The organism is Carboxylicivirga agarovorans, from assembly GCF_050589845.1.
GTDB classification, from domain to species: domain Bacteria; phylum Bacteroidota; class Bacteroidia; order Bacteroidales; family Marinilabiliaceae; genus Carboxylicivirga; species Carboxylicivirga agarovorans.
Window position 1 is genome coordinate 543,737 of the sequence record NZ_JBNGPA010000001.1, and the last position, 23,217, is coordinate 566,953.

The following is a 23,217-nucleotide window of genomic DNA, read 5'->3' on the forward strand; positions in this document are numbered from 1 at the left end:
GCACTTAACCAATGGAGAGGGAGAGCAAGAGCTGCTTCCTCCCTCCATTAATTATCACCATTAAATTCATCGTTGCTCTTGAATGAGCATCAGCATTATCGTTTTGTAATCTTCACAGTTTTTGTTTGTCGGATAGAGTCATTCAGCACAACCATGTAAAGGCCTTTAGGCAGGTCTGACAGGTCGATCTGTTGTATTGATTCGGCATTAATTATTTTCACACAACGTCCGGTCATATCAAATACTTCTGCCGTAACAACTTCAATGTCTGACTTTACATGCAACAGGCCGTTGGTAGGATTAGGGTATACTTGTATTGTAACTTCTTCCGTTTTGTTGATACTGGTCGCGTCATCTGCCTCCATGGTTAGTGTTTTTTCGCTGGCGCCGGCGCCCATCCATATTCGACTATCTGTTATTGAATTGTAACCACTGGCACTTAACTCATAATTGTACCAGCCTTGCGGAATATCCAGGATAACTGCCTGTCCCGACGCATTGGTCGTCAGGTCGTAGCTTTCCAATCCATTATCCAGCATCAGGTTAGCATTTGCAATAACAGCTGATGTTTCGCTGTCGGTAATCGTAAACTGGACACTTGCTTTAGCAAATTCACTTTGTGTCAGATCATGGCTCCAGATATTGACATCTGTACCGTTATCTGCTTCTTCAAGCACAAAAAGCGTATTGCCATTAACGACCAGGTCAGTCACCTTATCCCATGAAAAGTTCCCATGTGTTCCGCCGCGGTGCAACCAGTAATCAGCATCGGTGAAACCTTGTGAAATAACCACATTTCCAGAAGGAGTTCCTGTTGCTATTGGCTCATCCCATACGGCATAGGCTATACCTTCGGGTACAGCAATCATAGCTCTTAGTTCTTTGCCACCCAGATCGTCCACCAGTACGAATTCCGGATCTTCCACATCTGTTCGGATAGCATAAATCCCCTGTGTTCCGCCTGTCGGAGTAGCTGTAAAAAACAACTTGTTACCGCTTAATGTCAGGTTATTTATCTCGTCAGACTCGTCTTCCGCATTCATGTTCATAACAAGCACATCGTTCAAACCATTGATTACGGTAAGCTTGCGCAGGTCGATTTTTGCCCCGTTTATTATCGGATCACCAACAGCATAAATTCTGTTATTGCTTTGAACAGGTGTTTCGTTGTGAAAATTGGGCTGAGTGATGGAGTTAATAACCGAAGTATTGCTTTTTGATATGATATCCATTGGCAATGACTCGCCTCCGATGGCTACTTTGGTTACATAGTAATTCTCATCGGTTACCATCAGGTTGCCCCAGGCATGTGTTTCACTTCCGCTGTTAACAACCAGGGTGGCTGTTCCTCCCATGGCGTCATAGTCCACTTTGAATATGCTGGAGTAGTTACCGGAACCACCGCCTTCCATGTCAGCAATAAAATAGAAAGCATTGCCATAAACAGTACCTTCAAGAACGCCTGCCTGATTTTGCTCACTCATCCGGATCTTTTTTAAGAAGCCAACATCCTGGCCTGCTTCAAAGGTTCCCATGTCTGTTCCGTCTGATTCGTATAAAATAGCTTCCTGTCCTTTCAGGTCGTCCCATTCACCTTTAGCCATGTAGTAATACCATTCATTACCTGAACCAAAATCGGCATGTAACACATTAGTAGTTGCCGGGTTCGAAGCCGGATGTCCACTACTAAGCAGTAATGAAGCCGTACCTGAATTATTAACTCTCAGATCAACTTCACCGGCATCACTGGTATTATTGCCATAATAAAAGGCCATATTGTTTCCAACCCATGCCGCTAACCTGGAAGCACTTCCGTTTTCAAGGGTTTCACTGTCCTGAAAATCAACACCGTTTAAAGAATAGGAAATAACATCATTGCTTCCCGTATTTAAAATGTAGATTATCCCGTCGGAAAAAGGTTTAACCTCAGTTACCTGTCCCGCAGATGTTGACAGCAGGTCACTGTTCTGCGTCGGAGTCACTACCTGTGCCCAGGAGACTGGCCACATGCAGAAGCTCAAAAGAAATAGGAATAAAAGTTTTTTCATATCTATTAGTTTTAATGGTGATTAATTAGCCTCCGCCTGCAATGGCGGAGGCCAGTAATTATTGTTTTGTGAATTTTTTAATCAGGATCGAACTCTTCGTCTCAAGCTTAAGCACATAAACACCAGACTTGAGATGCTCAACATTAATGCTGTAGTCAGATATATGTGTGATTTCATCAGAGAGAAGAACCCTGCCTTTGGTATCTGTAATGGTATAGTTTGTTACTTCCACTCCATTTAACTGCAGGTTTAAATTCTCTTTCACCGGATTTGGGTATAGTCCGATGGCATCACTGTCAACATCATCAATTCCCACGCGATGCTCAATAAATACCGGGAAGCCTGTTTCAAGTGTTGCCCCCAGCTCATCGGTAGCTGTAACTTTTACATATACATAACCCGGTTTATGAGGAACAAAGGCCAGTACGGCATCTGTCGATAAGATTTCAAGGGCATCGTTTTGCTCAAAGTCAATGGTAAACGTCACCTCATCACCATCAGGATCTTCGATGTAATAGCTTAGATCAATCTTATAAGCTTCTTCTGTTTCAATGGCAAATACCTGCTCTCCGATTATTGTGCTCTCTTCAGGTGCACGGTTGAGATCTGCTACGTCTACCTTTAATGAAAACGCGGTAGCATTACCATGACTGTCAACACCCGAAACATTAAACTCATGCTTACCTGCCCCATCAAAGTCAGGAATAAACTCAATGTCCACCACATTATCCTTAACAGTGTATGAGAAGTAAGGTGCATCCTCTTCAACAGTGATGGTAAAATCATCACCTTCTTCATCAGTCACAATGAGCTGATAGTTCAGGGTGTCTGTTTCAAAGACACTATAGTTAACCTCAAAACCATCATTATACTGAGGCCCTTTGTTTCGGGTCAGCGACACAGGCAATTCAGTTTCTTTTGTATACGGATCATTGGTACGGATGATCAATTTAGCCAGGTTGACTCCCTGGTTACCGTAAGCTGAATTGAAGTTCAGGTTGAATGTATGTTCTTCACCCGCTTTTATTATTCCGTTTTCCTCTGAATTAAGCTCACACCAGGTATTTCCACCAGCTTCAATTTCTCCGGCCCTTACTATCCAGCCCATGGTGTCATAGCCCTGCTCGGTTGTTTCGAACATATCGGTGCCATTACCAAAATAATAGCGCTGATATACTTCTTCATCTCCATTAAAAGTTCCCTGCGGATAAGGAATAAATTCGTCGTACTTAAATTCAATGAAGAATTTCTCTCCCGGGAAGAAGAACAGTGGCTCATCCAGCTCAATGGTCACCAGTTCACCGGCAGATGAACCGCCATCTGCTACATGATGATATCGCTGTGTATATAACTCCTGACATTCGAAATAGTCTTCAGCCCCACCAAGAATCCTGATATTAACATAGGAATCCAGCATATCACCCCATGCATACCAAGTCATTACATGCGACAGGTTAAAACCATCTTCAGGGGCATAAAAACCTGTGGCCGATGTAAAAGTGAGGTTATTAGAACCAAAGCCCACATTTCCGGCAGAACCCGTTGATTGTTCGTGCTGAAGCACACGGTTAAAGTCAATTTCTTCTGTAGTGCTATTATAACTTTTTAGGTTCGTAACTTCTGCTTTCTCTAATTTTGATACATCAGCAGAAGGCATTCTTGCGGCTTTTAAACCAGCTGGTGAACTTGTTAAAACAGGTGTCATGTTTCGTTCAAACACCATTCCTATTTCGTAGGTCAAATCCATTGAACCATTATGATTATCAATCACAAATGTTCGCTCCTCTTCATGTTCACCGTTATCAGCATAAACATGCACCCCTTCTGATTGGATATTAATTTCCGGAGGTAATGTGAAGATCGCATCAACAGGAATCTTAATAACACCTTCTTCAACATCGCAATAAACCAGTATGGTGTCATTGACCAGAGCCTCCTGCATTGGAGTTATTCTCAGGTTAAAGCTTTCACTGGCTAATGGCTTCAGGTTATAATTAATTCGCTTGCGTGATATATCAACCCAACCATCTTCAGCACTGCCGCTTCCGAACTTACTATCATCACCCATTACAGTACCACTGTTGATACCTGATTGCAATCTGACGTTGCTGATTAACACGTTTCGCGTCCCTTTATTGGACAATGTAAATCCGTAATCAAATCGTTTATAAGGAGATACATAACCTTCGTCATCATGATTGATAATCATGATCTCGCCCAGCTGTAAAGTATCTTTAACAACAATACTGTCTTTACCTGTTACATCAAGGGTAACGGGAATTTTAAACTCTGGATCAGCTGGTGTATTATTATGAAATACCAATTCATCGTAGTATTGTCCTCCGTAAATTGACTGAGCACTTAAATGCACATCAAAATCGCGTGTACTTTGAGCTTGCACTTCATATGATTCGCTTGGAAGGAAAGTAACAATGGTCCCATGCTTAATCACTCCCGTTGTTTTGGCCGATACCTGTATCCCTTTGGTACCGTCCTGGTTTTCGATACCAACTAAGGAACCGTTAAGAATAATAAAGGCCAACTCCTCTTCTACCATCTCGTAGAAATACTTAATGGTCCCATTCTTAAACATCCATATTTCCACTGAAATTGGTTTACCCCCTCCATTGGAACCCATATCCTGGTATCTCACCACGAATTTATCATCGTAAGCTTTGGTGTATATACCTGATAAAGGATAATAGTTTGGATTAGATAGTCCGTTAAAGCCAAACATTGGAGCAAGGTAGGTATTGATACCAGCTTCATTGGGGATAAAATAACCTGGTCCCCACTCCCGTGTTTCCTGATCGGGAACAAAAGTGATTACACCTGTGATTCCCAGGTATAAGGTATCGTATTGTTGTCCGTAAAAACTAACTTCAAAAGGCATCGGAACCGTCATCCAAAACTGATCCGGATCTAAGACATCTCCGGGCGTCTCCAACTTTGTTCCGGTTTCAATAACATCCGTTTTAGTGAAATACGGTGAATTAATATCGTGTTCAATAGTGTATGTGTAATCAACCTCATCGCTATTCGAGTCAGCTAACGATGGCAGTACATGCATCCATTCATTAGCCCCGGGAGTTACCTGCATGGCATTTAATCCGGTATTGTTAATGGTAACTGTTATTGATTTGGTGTCTCCATGATCAATTGTTTCTATAATTTCATTATGACTTGCTGAGATAAGCGGAGCTTCCACAACATTACAGGTCACATCAATCTGGTACGTTTGTCCGTTATCCGCAGTAAACGTTAACACATCCGTTTTTACGCCCAATTCATCGGCAACAACTGTTATGGTGTAATCAGAGAAAGTTGCTGGTCGCAGTTCCACAGGCATGTATCCATCAATTGCAAACACACCGTTACTGAAAGCCATGGTACTAAACCTGCCAATAGCTTTGCCATCGTTACCAACTCTCAACATTATTGACCTGGTAGCACCTTTAAAGACATTACCAAAGTCAAGCACCTGTGGCTCAAAGGTGAAGTTCGCATCACCTCCTGTGGTAATATTCATACTTATGGTATGTGCCACCGGATTATTAACCGGATCATTACTAACCACATTAATGCGCTCTTCAAAATCTGCCACATAGAGCCCCTCTGTGCTTCCGCTGTAGCTGATGGTTACTGATTCGCCAACATTGACAGTACCAAATGGGTTAGTCACATTGTTAACAACTCCGAAACCCGGGTTTTTGAAATAGATCTGTTTACCTGTTGCCGGAAAAATCCCCTCTATAAAGGGATGAACCGCTGCAGAACCATATCCGTTCAATACCAGACGATCATCCACATCATTATCTTCAATCATAATGAGTGTGCTGGCACGGTTAAAGCCCATGTCACGGGTACCCAGCACATCGCCTAAATCTTTATAATTGAAATCAATGTCGCCGTTCTGATACAAGACTATCTGGAAGGTAATATTCTCATCAAGCCAGCCGATACCACCAACTATGTTATCGTCATAGAAATAACTACCATGAATAACATCCTGATATTGAATAACAAACTTACCCGGAAACTGCTGATAATAAATTTTACCACCAAGGTTAAGGTCAAATGGCATTCCCCAGGCTGAGATTAATTTACTTGGCTGAGCTTTACTTTTGTAACCTGCCGGTTTGGCGTTAAACCAACCGTTTTTGGCCATAGAAACAGCTCCCTGAGTTGTTATGTAGCAGGTATCATATTCATTACCAAAGTATGGAAAGCTAAAACCAAGCAATACATCCTTGAAAATAACACTACCATCAAGTCTGAAATGATCCGTAATATCCTCACCTGTATACTGAATATCAAGCCATTCAAATGCTAGCTCTTCATTAACCGATTCTTTATGACTGCCTATATATCCGAATTTATGAATGGAATTGGGGTCAAAATCAGGCATATTAGAACCATCGGCAAACTTAGGAATGTAATAACGCAGTGGATAATCCCCTTCGTTGCTTAGTGTAAACTCACCTGTGAAAGCATCGCCCAGGTTTAAATCAGGAAATTCTCTTACCGGCGGCGTTACAACTGCTTTCGCAGGCTTTGTTCCAGCCCCGTAAAGAATAAAGGAATGTGAGTATCCATGAGGATCGCTAATGGTTACCTTTGAATTAATGGCTCCCTCTTTACTTGGGGTAAAGTTAAATAACAGTGTAACAGAGCGCTCAGCGTTGATGGCATCAGGCATTGAACCGATGAGCTCAAAATCGCTGTCTGCTATATCGATAGACAATGCATTGGTATTATTACCAAAAGCTCCAAGACCAATATTGGATATGGTGATACTTTGAGTCGCATTTTCACCTATAAATACATTACCAAAATTAACAATGTCATTGCTCTGTAATTGGTGCTTCTGACCAGTAACGTTAAAATCAAGCAAGAGTGTCTCCCAGTTTTTTTCGTATCCCTTACCATACACTTCAATGTTTGTTTTATAATTACCATTGATCAGCTCGCTGGCATTGATGGTCAGGTCAACCGTTTTGCTTTCATCAACATTCAGGTAGCCACTAGCCGGTGATACTTTTACATATGGCTCCAACTCAACCAGGTTATTGAGTGCAATCACATCCCACACCTTGGTATAGTCATAATACACATCTTTCAATAAGTCCCAGTTGGCACCCTGATCGGTACTAAAGTATGAGTGATCGGCAGAAGCCAATGTTAAGCCCTGTGAGGCCAGGAAAGGATATTTATGTCCGGGTGGCACATGTATAACCAGGAAGAATTCATCGCCTTCTTCGAAAAACATCTGTTTATCAAAGTCTATTGCTTCAAATGCCACTCCTGTTTGTGAAACACTAAAAGCCTGTGAGTGAATCAATCGGGCTGTTCGCATATCACTACCTTCATAAACCTCAGCATATAAAGGTTCTTTAGGTAATTCGGTAAAGTACAGGCCAACCTCAACACCGGTCAGGTTCCAGCCAATGGGATTGAATATCTTAAAATGTGTTGCCGATGAATTAGGATAATCCGTATTGGATTCACCAACGGCTGCCAGAGTCTGAGTCAGGAGGTTAGCATCAAAATAATGCATGTACCGGTTTTCTGGTTTCTGAGCATAAGGATTTATTACAGCTCCTGCTGATACTTCCTGACTCTCTACCTCAGGTAGAGTTACATTGAGTGTATTAACTTCATAAAGTTTACGCGATTCTACATTTGTGTAGGTATCAATATTTTCTACATGACGTGTTATAATGTCCCATTTCAGTAGGCCCTCGCCGGTATTTGAAATGCTTAGTTGCTGATGCGACAATGTATCTGTTGCAACATCAATATCAAACTTAAGCACCTGCTTATCGAGTGAGATTTGCGGCCCGTTGTTGGTAGTTACCGTTAACACATCAGATAATTCCGATTCATTGCCCCATCTGTCAATGGCTGAAACAGCAACGTGATAGCTTGTATTCGCATTCAGGTCTTTTAACTCATAGTTATATGATTCTCCGGCTTTTGCGGTGGAGTTAATACGTATCTGTTGTGCATTTTCAGTCCAGGATTCTGAATAGCTCCCGTCCGAATAATACAGTTTGAAATAGCGCGGATCTTCATCATCGCCATCTACAGGCACTGTCCATTTAAAATAAGCGAAAGTACCAGATGTTCCCTCTTCACTAAAATCAATGATCCTATCTGGAGCGATACCATTATCTTCCTGCAATGCCAGGTGAGCGTCGATGGCACCTAAACCAACCTTGCCCAGGTACCTTTGATTAACCTGCATGGTATCGATCACATTCACACCACCCAGCAGGCGCGACACCAACATGTCTTTATCAAACTCCGCCCCTTTGTATTGGGAAACAATTAAGCCGGCCACACCTGACACATGCGGACAAGCCATTGATGTTCCATCGTAGAAACCGTATTCATTGCCAGGCATGGTACTCAATACACCATTGCTCTGACCATTATCCACGTTTCCTCCAGGAGCAGAAATATCCAACCAGGTACCATAATTAGAGTAAGGCACCACTTCATTGTCTTTACCATGAGACGCCACGGCAATAACCTTTTCATAACAACCAGGCCAGTAATTACCTTCATGACCATTATTACCGGCTGCAAAAATAACCACACCACCTGTCATCGGGCTATTTTCATATTGACCGGCCTCTTCTATAAAATAGTCAATGGCATCAAGGATAGATTGTTCATAGATATCCGGTTCATTCCATCCCCAGCTGTTCTGTGCAATAACAGCACCATTATCGGCTGCATAAACAAAGGCAGCTTCGGCACTACCGGCGCCACTATCCGACATGATCATACATGACATAATACGTACACCGTCATTATTGCCTGAACCTCCGGCTACACCGGCAACACCAATGCCGTTATTATTCACTGCGGCCACCGTTCCGGCCACATGAGTTCCATGATTAAGCGGTTTTACATCGCCCTCCATATTCACAAAATCGAATCCATAAATGTCATCGATATAACCATTACCATCACTGTCTTCACCCGGAGTACCATTCAGCTCGGCTTCATTAACCCACATATTGGCAGCCAGATCTTCGTGGCGGTAATCAACACCCTGATCAATCACTGCCACAATAACATCGGGGTGACCAACCTGTGTTTGCCAGGCTTTCAAAAGATTTATATCAGCTCCCGGCGTACCCGGGTTATTTTCTGTATTGTGATAATGCCATTGCTCATCAAAACGAGGGTCGTCAAATGGCGACGATGCTGATGATAAGTTGCTGAATGCTTCCGTACCAGCAGGTGTAATATTATATGGCACCAGGCTTTTTTCATAAAAAGGTTCGGCCTGCTCAATTTCTGACAAATCACCATAGGCCTTAATAACCTGGTTTAAATCAGCTTCTGACTCTACCTGAACCTTATACCACAAATGCAAACCATGCTTTTGATGTTTCTGATCGTGTTTTGAAGAATATGGAAACAAACGCTCCATAGTAACGGCCTGGTACTGGATGTTTAAATAATCAATAGACTGTATTCCAACTGCAGAATAACCATTGACCGTTGATGATTTAAGACCGGCAGGGTCAACCACCAAGGCAGGCTTCAGCTTGACTTTAAAGGCTCCCTGGAGTTGCCCGTTTTTATAGGTACTTACCTTTTGCGGGTACGCATTATTCGCAAAAAGTAATATAAGCAGTACTAATATGTACTGTTTCAATTGCGTAGATTTATTCATTTTGTTGATTTTAAGAACGTGACTTCTTCTTAGTGTTTGTTGTCGTTGTTTTCTGTTTTGATGCTAGTCGCTCAAGAAGCTTTTTAAAAACCTTATTTTCTTCTTCTCGCTTTTTGATCAATCTGTAGATTTCTTTATCGCTTATCTCGCTGCACATCCTTGGTATATTTCAGTTAGACATTTTTGAACCTGATGCAAAACAGCGTTATAATTGGAGGAACATCAAAAAAGTGACTGTCTCAGCACTTCTCATATCTGTCACAAAACCTCAGCAATGCCAGGTATTTTGGAAAAACAACTGCTTGCAGGCCTCTCACGCAAATATTTATCGATCTATTTATGAGCTACTTAATACCTCTCACAACCTTATTGATGTATAATTCGGGCTAAAGGGTCAATTACGTCAATTTGGAATAATTAATTACTTTAGATGTTGTGAAGTTGAACTTAGAAAGCATAGAGTTGTGAAAAACAAGTACCATATTCCAGTTATAGTGATCTGTATATACTACATCTTACTTAGTATTTATGCAGTAGATTCCTATGCCGGAGATGTGGTAAAAGAAGATAGTCTGACATTTCTTTTAAAGAAAGAAAAAGATGCAGACAGGCAGCTCGATATATTGTTTGAGCTTACCACACTGACCCGCAGGTATGACCTGAAGAAGTCTTTAATATTTGGAACAGAAGGTGAGCAACTTGCCAGGGATGAACACGCCGATAAATACCTGGCACAATTTCAACTGGAAAACGGAGCTACCAACTATTATCTTGGTAACTACGATGAGGCATTGGAAGATTACCTGAATGCGATCGATGGTTTTACCACCATGGATTACAATGTTGGACTGGTGCGCAGTTATAACAACATTGGAATGATATACGATCGTATAGAGAACTACGAAAAAGCCATTGACTATTACAGACAAGCCAATCATCATTATAATTTATGTAATGAGGCTGAACAAAAGAAATACAGACGTTTTCTCTCGCAGATATACAACAATATAGCCAGTGCCTATGAAAGTCTGGGTAAGGACGATGAAGCCATTTCCTACTATGAAAATTCGCTGGCCGTTGCCGAAGAGATTAACTTCAGACACATTATTGGCTCTATCTACAATAACCTTGGTAAAATCGAGATCTTCAACGGCAATTTTGATGCTGCTAAAAGCCACCTTAATAAAGCCATTGAAATACGTAAGGAAGATAATGAGATGGAAGGTTTAGCCAAATCCTATTACTTCCTGTCGAGTTATTACACGCAAACGGGTGATCTGGATAGTGCTGAATGGGCCGCCCTGCAGTCACTTGATATTGCCAGCAAGGTTAACTTGCTTGAGTCGCAAAAGATATCACACATGTTTTTGTATGAGATATACGAGACAAAAGGAATGCTCAAGGAAGCGCTTGACCAGCATAAGCAATTTAAATTAATAAGCGATAGTATTATTAATGAACAAAAGGTGAACCAGTTATCGCAATTGCAGATTTCATATGAGGTAAAGCAAATTGAAGAAGAAAACATGCTTGAAAAAGCGAGGATGCGTTCTTTTTATACCATGCTGATAATAATACTGTCAGCTATTCTGCTCATATCTATACTGGTGCTTGTTATTCTGCGAATGCAAAAGAAAAAGGTGCAACTGGAGAATTCAAAACTGGAAATTGAAGTGGAAACGAAAAACCGGGAGTTAACCACCAATGTGATGTACCTGGTACAGAAGAATGAGCTACTTAATAATGTTGCCAAAAACCTGATCACGCTCAAGGATAAGCTTAAAGATGAAAATAAAACGCCTTTGCAGCACATTATCTATAACCTCCAGTCGCAAACAGATAATGAGGTGTGGCAGGAGTTTCAACTACGTTTTAACCAGGTTCACAATGAGTTTTATGAGCGCATCAGGGAAAAACACCCGGAGATAACACCTTCAGAAGAACGACTGTGTGCCTTGCTGCGATTAAATATGACTTCTAAAGAAATTGCTGCGATAACACACCAAACAGTGAGAGGTGTTGAAGTGGCAAGGGGTCGATTGCGTAAACGTCTGAATCTGACGGGTACAGATACTAACCTGGTCAGTTACCTGGAAGGGTTCTGATAGCTTAATGTTGGTTTGTCAATGCCTATAGAATTCGGGACAGACGAATTGTTGCTCTGACGCCTGGCGATTCTAAGAGTTTAGTAGTTGAGATGTTTATCAGTTTAATCGTTCAACTCTTCAACAGTCAGGCCCCTGGATAGCAATTGGAAGTCGAGTTGCTTATTAAGCCCTCGGATGACTATTTGCTTATCGCAACATAATCACCCGAGGAGTCAGATGCTTTATGCGCCTGTTTTTTTCAGCACGATTGTGCGTTTATTAAAGTTGGCTGCTGCGTTAACAACTTTACGAAATGCTTCAAACTCTTCAACCGGGTAATGGTAATCTCTGTAAAACTCTTCGGAATATACCCTTAGCTTATTACCTTCAATGGTGTAGCTTGACAGAAAAGCACTGCTTTCTTTACCATCATAGTCCATTGTCACCTTCATATTAAGGCTTTCAGCATTTTCAATTTCATATCCTTCGGGAATCTCCATTTCAATGGTTCGGTAATAGGTATGCAGGAAACCAATGGATACAGGTAGTTTGCGTTCCTCTTCCTGGTACATCTCCGCCTGTTCTCCGATAACTTTACCGATATGTACGATCAGGTCATCACCGGCCACCTCAATCAATGCGTCTGCTGTTTGCTCAACATGCCAGTGCAGCGGATTAACGGCAATATCTTCAGGAGCACTGTTCTCAAGCTCATAAGACTTTAGCTCTACATTTTCATCGCCCATGTTAAACAATGAGTTAAGTATGTCCTTTTTGCTATCCTCGTCGACCACCATGTGCCAGAAGCTTTGAAACTGCTGGGCCATGAAGCCAGTGAACAAACGATCAAAGGATGCATCGATTGTCAGCTCTTCGGTATCGACCGTCAGCTTTACCGACATGGAGTCAATGTTTTGCAATGGAGGATCAACAGGAAGCTGCTTGATATCGTAGGCCAACTGCTTCACCTTTTCATTATAGGCGACCGGCTTCATGAACAAGCCATAGTTACCCATGTAGTTAACGGGTCTTACACCAATACGAGACATTGGATCCGATGGTACCAGAAAATCATCTGAACCGGGAAAGTAAATACAGAAGTTATACAGGAAATTCCAGGCATTGTAACTTGGGTCAAATACGCGGTTGGGGTTTTCACAGGTGAGGACCAACTCAAAATCTATCTCTGTCAATTGACAAAAACCAATCATCAGGCGCGTTGCATCATAAGGGGCAAACTGTCCTAGCTCAATGGCCTTATCCAAATCCATGCGGGCTATGTCGCGGTTGATTTGTGCATTTGTCTTCATCCAGTTTTCAAGGTTCCTAATGCGGGCTTTGTCGTCAAGGTTTTTCTTATCAACCTTTTTAAAGATGCCCTTTATGGCCTGCGTCTCCTTGTTGGTAAATTCGTACATTGAGCTATAACGCTCACCAGCCTTGCTCCATGAGTACCTTCGCAAAATACCGTTGTACTTGTTGTATGCCATTGTATATTCATAACGCATGCGGTGACAGTCGTAGTAACCATAAGGTTCTTCAGATAAGCCCGGAATGTGATCTATATGGGCGAACTGCCTGGTATTTTCACTTACTGCAGGATCTTGCGATACCTCAAATTCAGACAGGCCATTGTATGAGCGTATATCGTATTCCAGTTTTGATGGGTAGGAAAATACAACATCAACATTGTATTTTGGCGTATTCCCCTGAATATAGATTCCTTGATAAGCTTCAAACTTCCTGCGCAAAATATAGAAATACTCAACTTCACCACCTACCTCGGCTCCTTCGATGGCAAACATTTTATAGTTACCATTATTATCCAGGTTCTCAACTTCTTTAATACTCTTCTGGGGCAATTCGGTTATTTTGCCCGATGGACTGATAAAGCGGGCCTTAATGGAAACAATCTCCAGTACGTCTTCAAGCGGAATATAGATCTTATTGAAGATATCAACAGCATCACTCGTTGTTACCTTCGTTTTTTGGTGGAACACATACATCTCCTCAAAAATATTTTCCGGATTAAGAAAGACCTCCATGATCCGTTTCTCGGACAGTATTGCAGCTCCATTCTTCAGTTCCAGTGTATCTCCATTAACGGGTACAGGATTTGCGTCCCAGGCATATGATTTATACTGAGCCTGGGCATTTATAGTCATAACCGGCACTAATAGCAATAGGAGTAAAAGACCTGCCTGCTGCCAGGCGGCATATATTGATTTGTATACTTCTTTAGTCATTGGTTTTAAATTTGGGTTAGTATTATACTTTGCATTGAAGCGTGTTTAATGGTGCTGATCATCTTTCTGAACCTTGATATTTCCTCACCTTCGAGGATCAGGAAGTTGATACTGTAACTGGTCTCCAGTATCACTTGACCCTTTTCTTTTCTGTAACGCGATGAGAAGCTGAACTTAGGATCATTGTACTCGATATCTTTCGGTAAAAAGCTGATATCATATCCTTCAGGCACTTCTAAAATGGTAATCACACTTTGCTGTGAAGCCATTTCAGCTTCAATAGGAATATCGCGATCTTTCTTGATCTTCAAGCGGCTGAATCCACGTTCAAAATTGAGGTTGATGTATTTACGCTTACTTTGTTCAGTTATATAGTCAGACAGGTGAAAGGAATAGTTGGCAATAAATGGAGCATCTACATTTGCCAGATCACTAATAGAAATGCTGTCAACAAGAAACTTGTTACTGGCCCATAAGCGTGAATTGGCCATTGCATTTTTGTATTTCTCTTTCTTAACCCTGCTATACTTCCTGTGCAGATCAGCCTTTCGCTCACCTGAATAAATACTGGTAATTTCACCCCTGATAACATCTCCATCGAGTTGCACTTTAATGGTATCAACCAATGAATTAACCTCAGGCTTATCAACAGGCACCCTTACGATCCTGTAGTTTTCAGGGCCCCTCTCAACCATGCATTCTTTCCCCTGCAAAGCAGCGGGTACATCTTCCAAAGAATGAAAACGCGTAGTCCCGTCCAAAAAGTGAGGCGTATCCTTATCCCACCAAACTGCGATCATATGATTATCGACCAGTAGGGAGGGAATATCGGTGTAACGGTAGGGAACCGACCTGGTACCTATCCATCCAAAGCTGGCATCAATATCCAAAGACTTTAACATGGCCACCATTATGCTGGTTTTATCCTTACAGTCGCCGTACCTGCGCTGCAATACCTTTGAAGCCGGTCGTGGCACAAAGCCGTTGTCACCATCTTCAATTGCCACGTATTTAATATTGTTTTGCACCCACTTGAATACACGTCGCACCTTTTCGCGTTCACTGTCCACCCCCGCAGCTACTGAATCAGCAATAAAGCTAATGGATTCGGATTGCTGATCATGTATATCCTTTATTTTTGAAAAGGCCCAGTCGTATAACTGATCGGTATTATCCAACACCGGGTGATAAGCATCTCCCAGCTGATAACCTGCAAGCTGCACAACAATATGTGGCATGTAATACAGCCAGTTGGGACTCAGAAAATCATCCTGGTAGGCTCTCATATCTGCAGCCTCCCAGGTGTACACATCGTTATTTCGTTTCGTTGTTTTAGAAAAGCTCACCTTGTCTTCATCCATTCCCATGAGTCTGTATTTCAAACGAGTACCTTTGGGCACAACAACTGTAAAGCTTGACGACTCAACGGGCAGATGACTGCCAAAATAAAAGCGAAACGGAAAATACACATCATCTACCGAAGCAGAGGCTTCTGTAACAAGCTGAGCTCCCTGGCATACCGCCGGGAAGTTAAAGGAATAGGCAATATTATCATCGAAGAAGATACCTGAACCTATAACCGACGATTTGGTATATTCGGGTGCTTCCAACTTTTTGTAGCCTCTGCCAGATGGAATAAGTGTGTAGCCCTTCAGGCTTTCCAACTGGTATTTCGAACTGAAATATTCACGATTCCCGGCCAGTCCCTTGGCATGATCAGAAAGCACATACAATGAGGAGGAGCTCGAGTTGATAAACTCAGGGCTTCCGCCTTTTAATGTCAAATGCAATGTCTCTTCCCTGGAATGATAAAAAGCCGAGTACCCCTTATACTTAGCTTTGTAGTATTCGGCACCCTTATCTTCATTGTCTTTAGCCCTGACCTGGACAGCCAGTATAAGCAGTAATGCTATCCAACTATAATTCTTCAATACCATACACATCACCATTAAAGTATGTTAGTTTCCTCAATAGTTTACCATCGGCTGAATAATACTTCCAATCACCCGTTTTTTGATCACAAACATATGAACCTTCTTCCTTTACCTTACCATTTTCATGGTTAAAGCGGTACTGACCTTCACGCTCACCATTCAGCCAATTGATCTGCTCCTTTACCTTACCTGATGGATAATACCATTTCTCAACACCTTGCTGAAGTCCGCTTTCATAGCTTCTCTCTCTGTATAATTTGCCCGATGGGTAATACCATTGATTCAGTCCCTCGTAGTTTCCGTTTACAATGGTAAATGAAGCTGATTTCTTTTTGTTGGTATAGTAACATACCACTTTATTCTTATCCTGTCCCAAAAGCGTCTCTTCAGAATACTGACCTCCCTGCGCTTCATAACTAATGCCTCTAAGGAATCCATATACATACCTTTCACGGAATATAAGTTGCCCTTCAGGACTATAGAATGATCGGTAACCATGAATTTCATCGTCTTCGTATTCAGTTGTTGAATACTTGCTGCCATTGCTGTTATACCTGGTTGTCACATCCTGCATCAAGCCCAATTCATAGTTACGCACAGTTGTAACTTTTGAATCTTTATAAAAATTGACTTTCCCTTCCGGATTATTCATCATATACCGGTATTCATAGCGAAGTTGTCCATCATGTGTCCACCCCTTGCTAATACCGTCTTCAAGGCCACTGATGAATGATTCTTCAGACTCTAACTGACCATTGGGGAAGTAAATAAGTTGCTTTCCATGTCTTTCAAAGTCTTTATAGTGCAGGTCCCTGCGTTTCTCTCCATTAGAGAAATATTCTTCCAGGTGACCTGAGCCTGAGCTAAGATCAAGGTCAACGGTTTTTTCTCCCTTTTCATTGTAGGCCACCACACGTATGTTTCGTCCTTCCTCATCGTAATATTGTTCTCTTACAATTTTACCCTGTGGAGTATAAATCTTTCGTTTACCTCTTATGACATCATCTTTATAGAATGATTCAACCTCCAAAGCTCCGTTTATGTAGTAACTCTTCCATAATCCCTGTGCCTCTCCGCCAGCAAACCAACCGGTACGGCAAACATTACCATTTTTAAAGTACTCTGCGAAAAGCCCTTCAACCCGGTTACTGTCGCAGGCGTAGGACAGCTTTAACTGACCATTTGAGAAGTAAGTCTTCACCGATCCGTGTACCATACCGTCCAGATATTGCAGTTCCTCCAGAAGTCCTCCCTGTGGATTGTACTTTTTCCAGAGTCCGTTACGCTCGTTGTTTTTCATTGTCCCTTCTTCGAATAATACGCCGTCGAAGTAATAGGACTTATAATCCAGGATCTCGCCTTCGATATCAGACTGATAAAAAATATTCCCTTCAGGATCATAGGATCGGATGCCGGTTAAACTGTCATTCTCATAAATAAACTCGGTGTTCTTACTTCCATCCTCCCGGTATTCGGTCCTTGCACCATTTAGCAGCCCTTTGTCATACCCTTCTTCAATGGCAATCAAAATGCCTTTTCGGTTGTAAAAAACATTCGCTCCCATTAACCTGGCACTGTCATCTAAGCTTGCCAATTGTTTTAACTGACCATTGGCATAGAATTCCCTAAGGGTATCTGTACTGAAACCGTTCTTGTAAGAACTTTCATTTTCCAACACGCCGTTCTTATAAAAAGTCTCATACTTTCCTTCAAGCTTGTCCTCGTGATACGTACTGGTCATTTTCAGTTTTCCATTTAACCAGGTTTCATTAAACGCGCCTTCTAATTTACCTTGCTTGTAGGTACATTGCTGGCTGTAACCCGATTCCATATCAGCATAAAAATATGGTCCATCAAAGTCACCCTCGTTGTATTGAATGCTTTCCACTTCTTTCCCGCCTGGTGAGAATAAGCGACGAACACCATGGTAATTGCCATTTTTCATGGGATATTCGCCCGAAACATTTCCATTCTCGTAGTAGGTGATACACTTACCATCAAATTCCCCATCGGTAAAAAACAGGTGCTGTTTTAGCTTATCTGTATCCCAGTATATAAAGCCTTCACCTTGTTGTTTACCATTTTCATACATGCGCTTTTCGGTAATTCGTCCATATCCGTTAATCAAGGACCAGGGGCCCTGTCTAACTGGATCACTATTGCGCACCAAAGATCCTACAGCCCATAATTCACCTTCGTCATAGTGGTATATCTTATTGTCTTTCTGCTCCAGTTCATAGGAGAATGTATATTCTCTGCCGGTCACGATCTTTCCCTGTGCCCAGGTAATGAATTGATCCAGCTTCTCTTCATTTGATTCACGCCATTTCTTTACCTTTTCACTATTTGTATTTTTCAGCATGTAATTCAGGTAGGTTTCAAAACCAACATCCTGCATGAGCTGCTGAAAAAAACGTGCATAAAACTGGTTATACAGCGACTGATCTTCAGGCACAAACCTGGTTTCACTCAACAGCATATAAGTTTGTCGTGTTATTGCATAACTCACGTCATAGTCATATGGAAAATCATCATGAAAAGCCAATTCAGACTGCACAAGGTGTTTTAGCCTGTCCCAGTGTTCATGATTATAACCGGCCGGATAAGGATAAAGATAAGGTTGATAGATCTTGTCTGATCGTCCGGTTAATATATCCTGTAATACGGTGATATTATTAATGCTAGGATACAGCAGCAGTCTGAAGCTATAGATCAGGTAGGCTTGAGCTGCCCTTCCCATCCTGAAGTTAACATCACCCAGCGCATTGTGGCTAGAGCCATGAAAAGGATCTATCAGGACACTTTGCTGTAAGGTTTTTTCGGCTTCGACATAAAGACCTGCATTAATTTGTGTCACCCCCAGGTTATACAATACATTTTGATTGTAAGGCCATCGGGCAGCAGCCTCCTGCAACACTTCCAGGCTCTTTTTATGTTGACCGTTGTCATCGTAAATACTTCCTATCAACACATAAACTGCAGGCACCTGGTAATCAAGATCCAGTGCCTCATAACATTTTTCAAGCGCCAGGCTGTCATTGCCCATAGAACTGTATGTTAAAGCCATCTCATAACAGGTCAGTGGATATGAAAGGTCGCAATCACTCACTTCCATGTATTTGCTAATAGCCTCTTCGTATTTCTCTTCATCGTGGAGATGAATGGCCTGGCTAATTATATCGCTGCCCAGCAACAGTGAATCTGGCAATTCTTGTGCAGTAAGTGATTTGACATTAAAATAGATGCACTCAAGAATTAGAAACAATATTAATCTTTTCATCGACGTCATGGATTATTTGGTTTATTCAATGTTCTATTCTGCTGTATAAAATTCCGGAATACTTATGTTTGCCTGTCTTATGTTATTCAAGAAACAACCTTATTAATCATATAATATCAAAACCCATTGTAAGCACAATGATAAATACCGCAAAGTATCGCTGTAAATCAAATGCGTTGGAAATTTTTCAGAACTAATGATCTTAATGATGCCTCTTGCATCCGGAATTCTTTTCAGACTCTAAGATATATTTTTTGTTTACTTAAGAAAACAAAATTCCTAATAATAATCTTACTAATTGTTGTTTTATGAAGACATGTATCAGATTACCTTATTTAGGAAATTTTAAATCACTGCTTTTCTTTAATTTCAGAATCGATCATATAAGATCAATTCGCAATGACAGGTAAGGCTAAAAAATAAAAAAAACGGGAGTCCGTTGGAAAGATAAGAACACAATTAAAATTAACAGACTCCCGAATATGGCTTGCCGTTGCAAGCCCTGCAGCCAACAAAAGTGAAGGTTTAAAAACTACACATAGCATTGTTTAGCTGTTTTATGACAATACTATCACAAGCACTACCTAAAGTTTTTTTGTCACTCAGGTTTCTAAGTAAAAAGATGAATATCCACATTCTTAATTGATGACAGAAACTTAAACAACACCCCGGGTCCCACCCCAGGGCGTTGTACAACTAACTAAATAACGAATGAATAACCTATGAAGCTTCAACACTAAGCTTACTCATCAGGTGTTAATTTAGGACTGCAAGATAGTTATGTTGTTTTGCTTGCAAATGGGAATAATTAGCAAATCATATACTAATAATTGGTAATTTTTATAGCAATAATTAGTATAAGGCGGGGCTTTAAGGCAAAATTATTAAGCGACTTTGTCCCGGATCCTGCTACCGTAAAATGATTAAGCAACCTAAATCATTCTTATGCCCTTAACCATATTGGTAACAGGTAAGGTACCAGTCAGGTAGTGTGTAGCGTATTAGACAGACCATGCCTAGGGTATTTGACAGATATTGTGTAGGTAGGAAAACAGCCCGCCGGTGTGATTCAAAACCACATCGACGGGTTAGGAGTTGTTTTTAAAGATTACAGACTATGCATATTTCTCAATGTATTCTTTCAGCTTGCCTTTGTTTTTCATTTTTACGTATTTCTCAACATTTTTGTCTTTTGGCATAAATGCCTTGTTCTTAGTGTAAAATTCAATTACTGAATCTATTCCAGCTAAGCTCCCTGCTTTCTTGTTATCGAAGTCTTGTGATTCAAGTGAATACTTTGCCCAACCACCCAAAAAGACAAATAACAGGTCAGGTGATGTTTCCATAAATGACACTATCTCAGCTTTTATTTCAATGTGAACAGTAGGACTACCCGATAACCATTTTAATAGAAATGCATTTGCTTCTTTTCTCTTATCGATTTGTTCATTTACGGGAGTTTTCATCAGCCAGTCAAAACATTTTACCACCTCCTTTTCATAGGGTGCATAATCTTCCGCCTTTTCAAGTTTGTAATTTTTGGGAACTTCAAAGTTTTGAGAAAAAAGTCCCAATGAAATTGTTGTCAGGATCAACGTTACAATAATCGTTTTCATAGTGAATTAGTTTAAGTTAAAATTCTATAGGTGTTAGTTAATTTACAATTACATACTAATTATGCAGGTTGTTGTAATCTATTTATTTCTAAAAAAATGTCATCACAAATAATAATACGCCCCAACCAACTATTACTGACAATAAACTACTGACTAAAATACTTATAAAAACAGCAAATGTATTATTGAATTTTAGCTTTATATTATAGACTATATACTCAATAGTGCCGATGATCAGAGTTAAAATAAGCGATGAACCCCAATAAGAAATACCACTATTAAACCATCGGTTAAGTAAAAAATATAAAGTGATTGGATATATTAGATTAATAATAAAAAACTCAAGGTAAATCGTTCTTAAGTACTTATACAGACCAATAGTATAAACGATTCCTTTAATTGCCAAAATCAAAAGGATGCTTACCAGCAAATCGGAGATAATTTTCTGCCTTCTAAAGATATTCGTTTCTGATAATATGATGCCATCAGAATTTATTGTCAGATCGAAATCTTGCCTATTACCGATAAATTCAAACTGTTTTGACTCAAGTCTATTATCGCCAAATTCAATAATTAACTTATGGTGCTTCTTAGTAACCTTACCCCTGTCTGCGAATAAGCGCACTTTATTGTTTGAAATTTCACTTGTTACTGCGAATGTGTCTATTTCTTGAAAACTATATGTATCAGACTGTATCTGAACAATTTTACTTATAGTATTATTCGTGTTATTTATTACTCTAAGCCCTACATTGGGAGGAGGGATAGATGTTGATAAAACAGTTTGAGTTATAATACTCAACAGAAAAGCCAATAAAAGTTGTTTCATCAAATATTTAAGTCTAAGGTTGAACAAACATCTATTTTTTTTAAAATGTGAAATTGGTTTTCGGTTTAATAATCTGCTAAATTATCAATCTCCATTCTTCACATACTTTCCAGGCGTTACCCCATACTTCTCTTTAAACAACTTTGTGAAGTGCGTTCGACTTTTAAAACCTGTCATGGCAAAAGCATCATTGACTGAAATGCGCTCATCAGAAAGAAAATCAGCCGCCTTTATAATTCGGTACTCTTTAAGTAATTCATAGGGCGTATGATTGGTCAAAGCTTTTACCTTTTGGTAAAAATGCGTTCGATTCATATATAAAGCACATGCCAACTGGTCGACATCCAACTCTTGATTATCGAGATTCTTTGCCATCTGCTCATATAATTTCTCCAGAAAAACAGCGTCAGATGTTCCTCGTTTTTCTAGGGAGAGTGGGATATTTAGGTTATATCGCTCACGCAATTGCTTTCTCCCTTTCAGCAGCGACTCAATACTCGTTAACAGGTATTGTATATGGAACGGTTTTGTAATAAACGCATCATACAACATCGCCTCAAGCTTCCAGCCTTTGAGTTTGCCAGTATCTTCTTTCACCCATACTTTGGGACGAATCTCCAGCTTCGCATCTTCAAGGGTATTATCGAATTTAGTACGTACATAAAAATCGTTTAAAGCAATTTTAGGTTGAGCCATCAGTAAAACATCTCGATGAATACCACTCAATCGCCACATATCCTGATCTTCGAGATAACTACCGTCGCTCCAGCGAAATACCTGAACAGCCAGTTTATTTTTACCCGGCTGCAGATATTTTGTAATATCAAATTCTGCTGCAAGGCGACTTCCCTGGCTGTACCCAACCTCTTGGCCATTTACCCACACATAAAAGGCTGATGACACGCCACCAAAATGTAGAATGATACTTTGCTCATCCCAATTGGCCGGTACTTCAAAATCGCGCACGTAGCTACCTACCGGATTATCGCGATAGATTTTTGGCGGCATTGGAGGTTGTGGCCCTTTCCAGTCGTATTTCAAATTTGGATCGAGAATATTTGGTGTAAAAGGATAAGTAATATTCGTATAAATGGGTTGTCCAAAACCCTTTAATTCCCAATTTGATGGCACAGTAATATTATCCCAATCACTAACATCAATATTAGTATTCATAAAGTCCAGTGGGCGTTCATTTACCTTATCGACAAACCTAAATTTCCACTCGCCATTGAGTGAGATAACCCTTGCCAAATCAAGATTACCACTCAAAGCATCTTTGGCATTCTTAAATGACAGTGTTGGCACACGAGCTGGCAATTTATTCTTTTCAAACACCAACTCATTTTCCCAATCATTTTGACAAAAAGCAAGCTGCATTGGAGTTAGAAGTATGAATAATAATATAATCAGTCTGAGTTTCATAAGTCTTTATTTAAGTATCACCATTAAAGTGTAAGAATAATAAGCATTAAAGCCCATTATGT

9 protein-coding genes are annotated in these 23,217 nt (G+C 40.6%); 1 reads left to right on the forward strand and 8 read right to left on the reverse strand.

All coding sequences use genetic code 11. The annotated features are described in order from the left end of the window. Positions 1-95: 95 nt before the first annotated feature. Together ACRD69_RS02095 and ACRD69_RS02100 are read right to left on the reverse strand one after the other, a co-directional pair. Entirely contained in the window at positions 96-2,048 is a 1,953-nt protein-coding gene (locus ACRD69_RS02095) for a T9SS type A sorting domain-containing protein (protein WP_430813406.1), read from the reverse strand. Positions 2,049-2,106: 58 nt separating this feature from the next. Continuing rightward, positions 2,107-9,741: a S8 family serine peptidase gene (locus ACRD69_RS02100; RefSeq protein WP_430813407.1), complete on the reverse strand. Its 7,635-nt coding sequence runs from the start codon at positions 9,739-9,741 to the stop codon at positions 2,107-2,109. 464 nt (positions 9,742-10,205) lie between these two features. On the opposite strand from ACRD69_RS02100, the gene ACRD69_RS02105 reads away from it, so the two are divergent. Beyond that, the gene (locus ACRD69_RS02105) at positions 10,206-11,846 is read left to right on the forward strand and encodes a tetratricopeptide repeat protein (protein WP_430813408.1); all 1,641 of its coding nucleotides are present in this window, start codon (positions 10,206-10,208) and stop codon (positions 11,844-11,846) included. Positions 11,847-12,070: 224 nt separating this feature from the next. Here the strand turns inward: ACRD69_RS02105 and ACRD69_RS02110 are convergent, their stop codons facing one another. The 6 genes from ACRD69_RS02110 to ACRD69_RS02135 form a co-directional block, all read right to left on the reverse strand. Next, positions 12,071-14,074, reverse strand: a complete 2,004-nt coding sequence (locus ACRD69_RS02110; RefSeq protein ID WP_430813409.1) for a DUF3858 domain-containing protein — start codon at positions 14,072-14,074, stop codon at positions 12,071-12,073. Positions 14,075-14,079: 5 nt separating this feature from the next. After that, positions 14,080-16,011, reverse strand: a complete 1,932-nt coding sequence (locus ACRD69_RS02115; RefSeq protein WP_430813410.1) for a transglutaminase-like domain-containing protein — start codon at positions 16,009-16,011, stop codon at positions 14,080-14,082. Further along, positions 15,992-19,288 (reverse strand): tetratricopeptide repeat protein, encoded by a 3,297-nt coding sequence (locus tag ACRD69_RS02120; protein WP_430813411.1) that lies wholly within the window; start codon positions 19,286-19,288, stop codon positions 15,992-15,994. Before ACRD69_RS02120 ends, ACRD69_RS02115 begins: the two co-directional genes overlap by 20 nt. A 1,115-nt stretch (positions 19,289-20,403) precedes the next feature. Continuing rightward, positions 20,404-20,904, reverse strand: a complete 501-nt coding sequence (locus ACRD69_RS02125) for a hypothetical protein (protein WP_430813412.1) — start codon at positions 20,902-20,904, stop codon at positions 20,404-20,406. A gap of 88 nt (positions 20,905-20,992) precedes the next feature. Beyond that, positions 20,993-21,733 (reverse strand): hypothetical protein, encoded by a 741-nt coding sequence (locus ACRD69_RS02130; RefSeq protein ID WP_430813413.1) that lies wholly within the window; start codon positions 21,731-21,733, stop codon positions 20,993-20,995. A gap of 84 nt (positions 21,734-21,817) precedes the next feature. Beyond that, entirely contained in the window at positions 21,818-23,155 is a 1,338-nt protein-coding gene (locus tag ACRD69_RS02135; protein WP_430813414.1) for a helix-turn-helix domain-containing protein, read from the reverse strand. Positions 23,156-23,217: the final 62 nt, after the last annotated feature.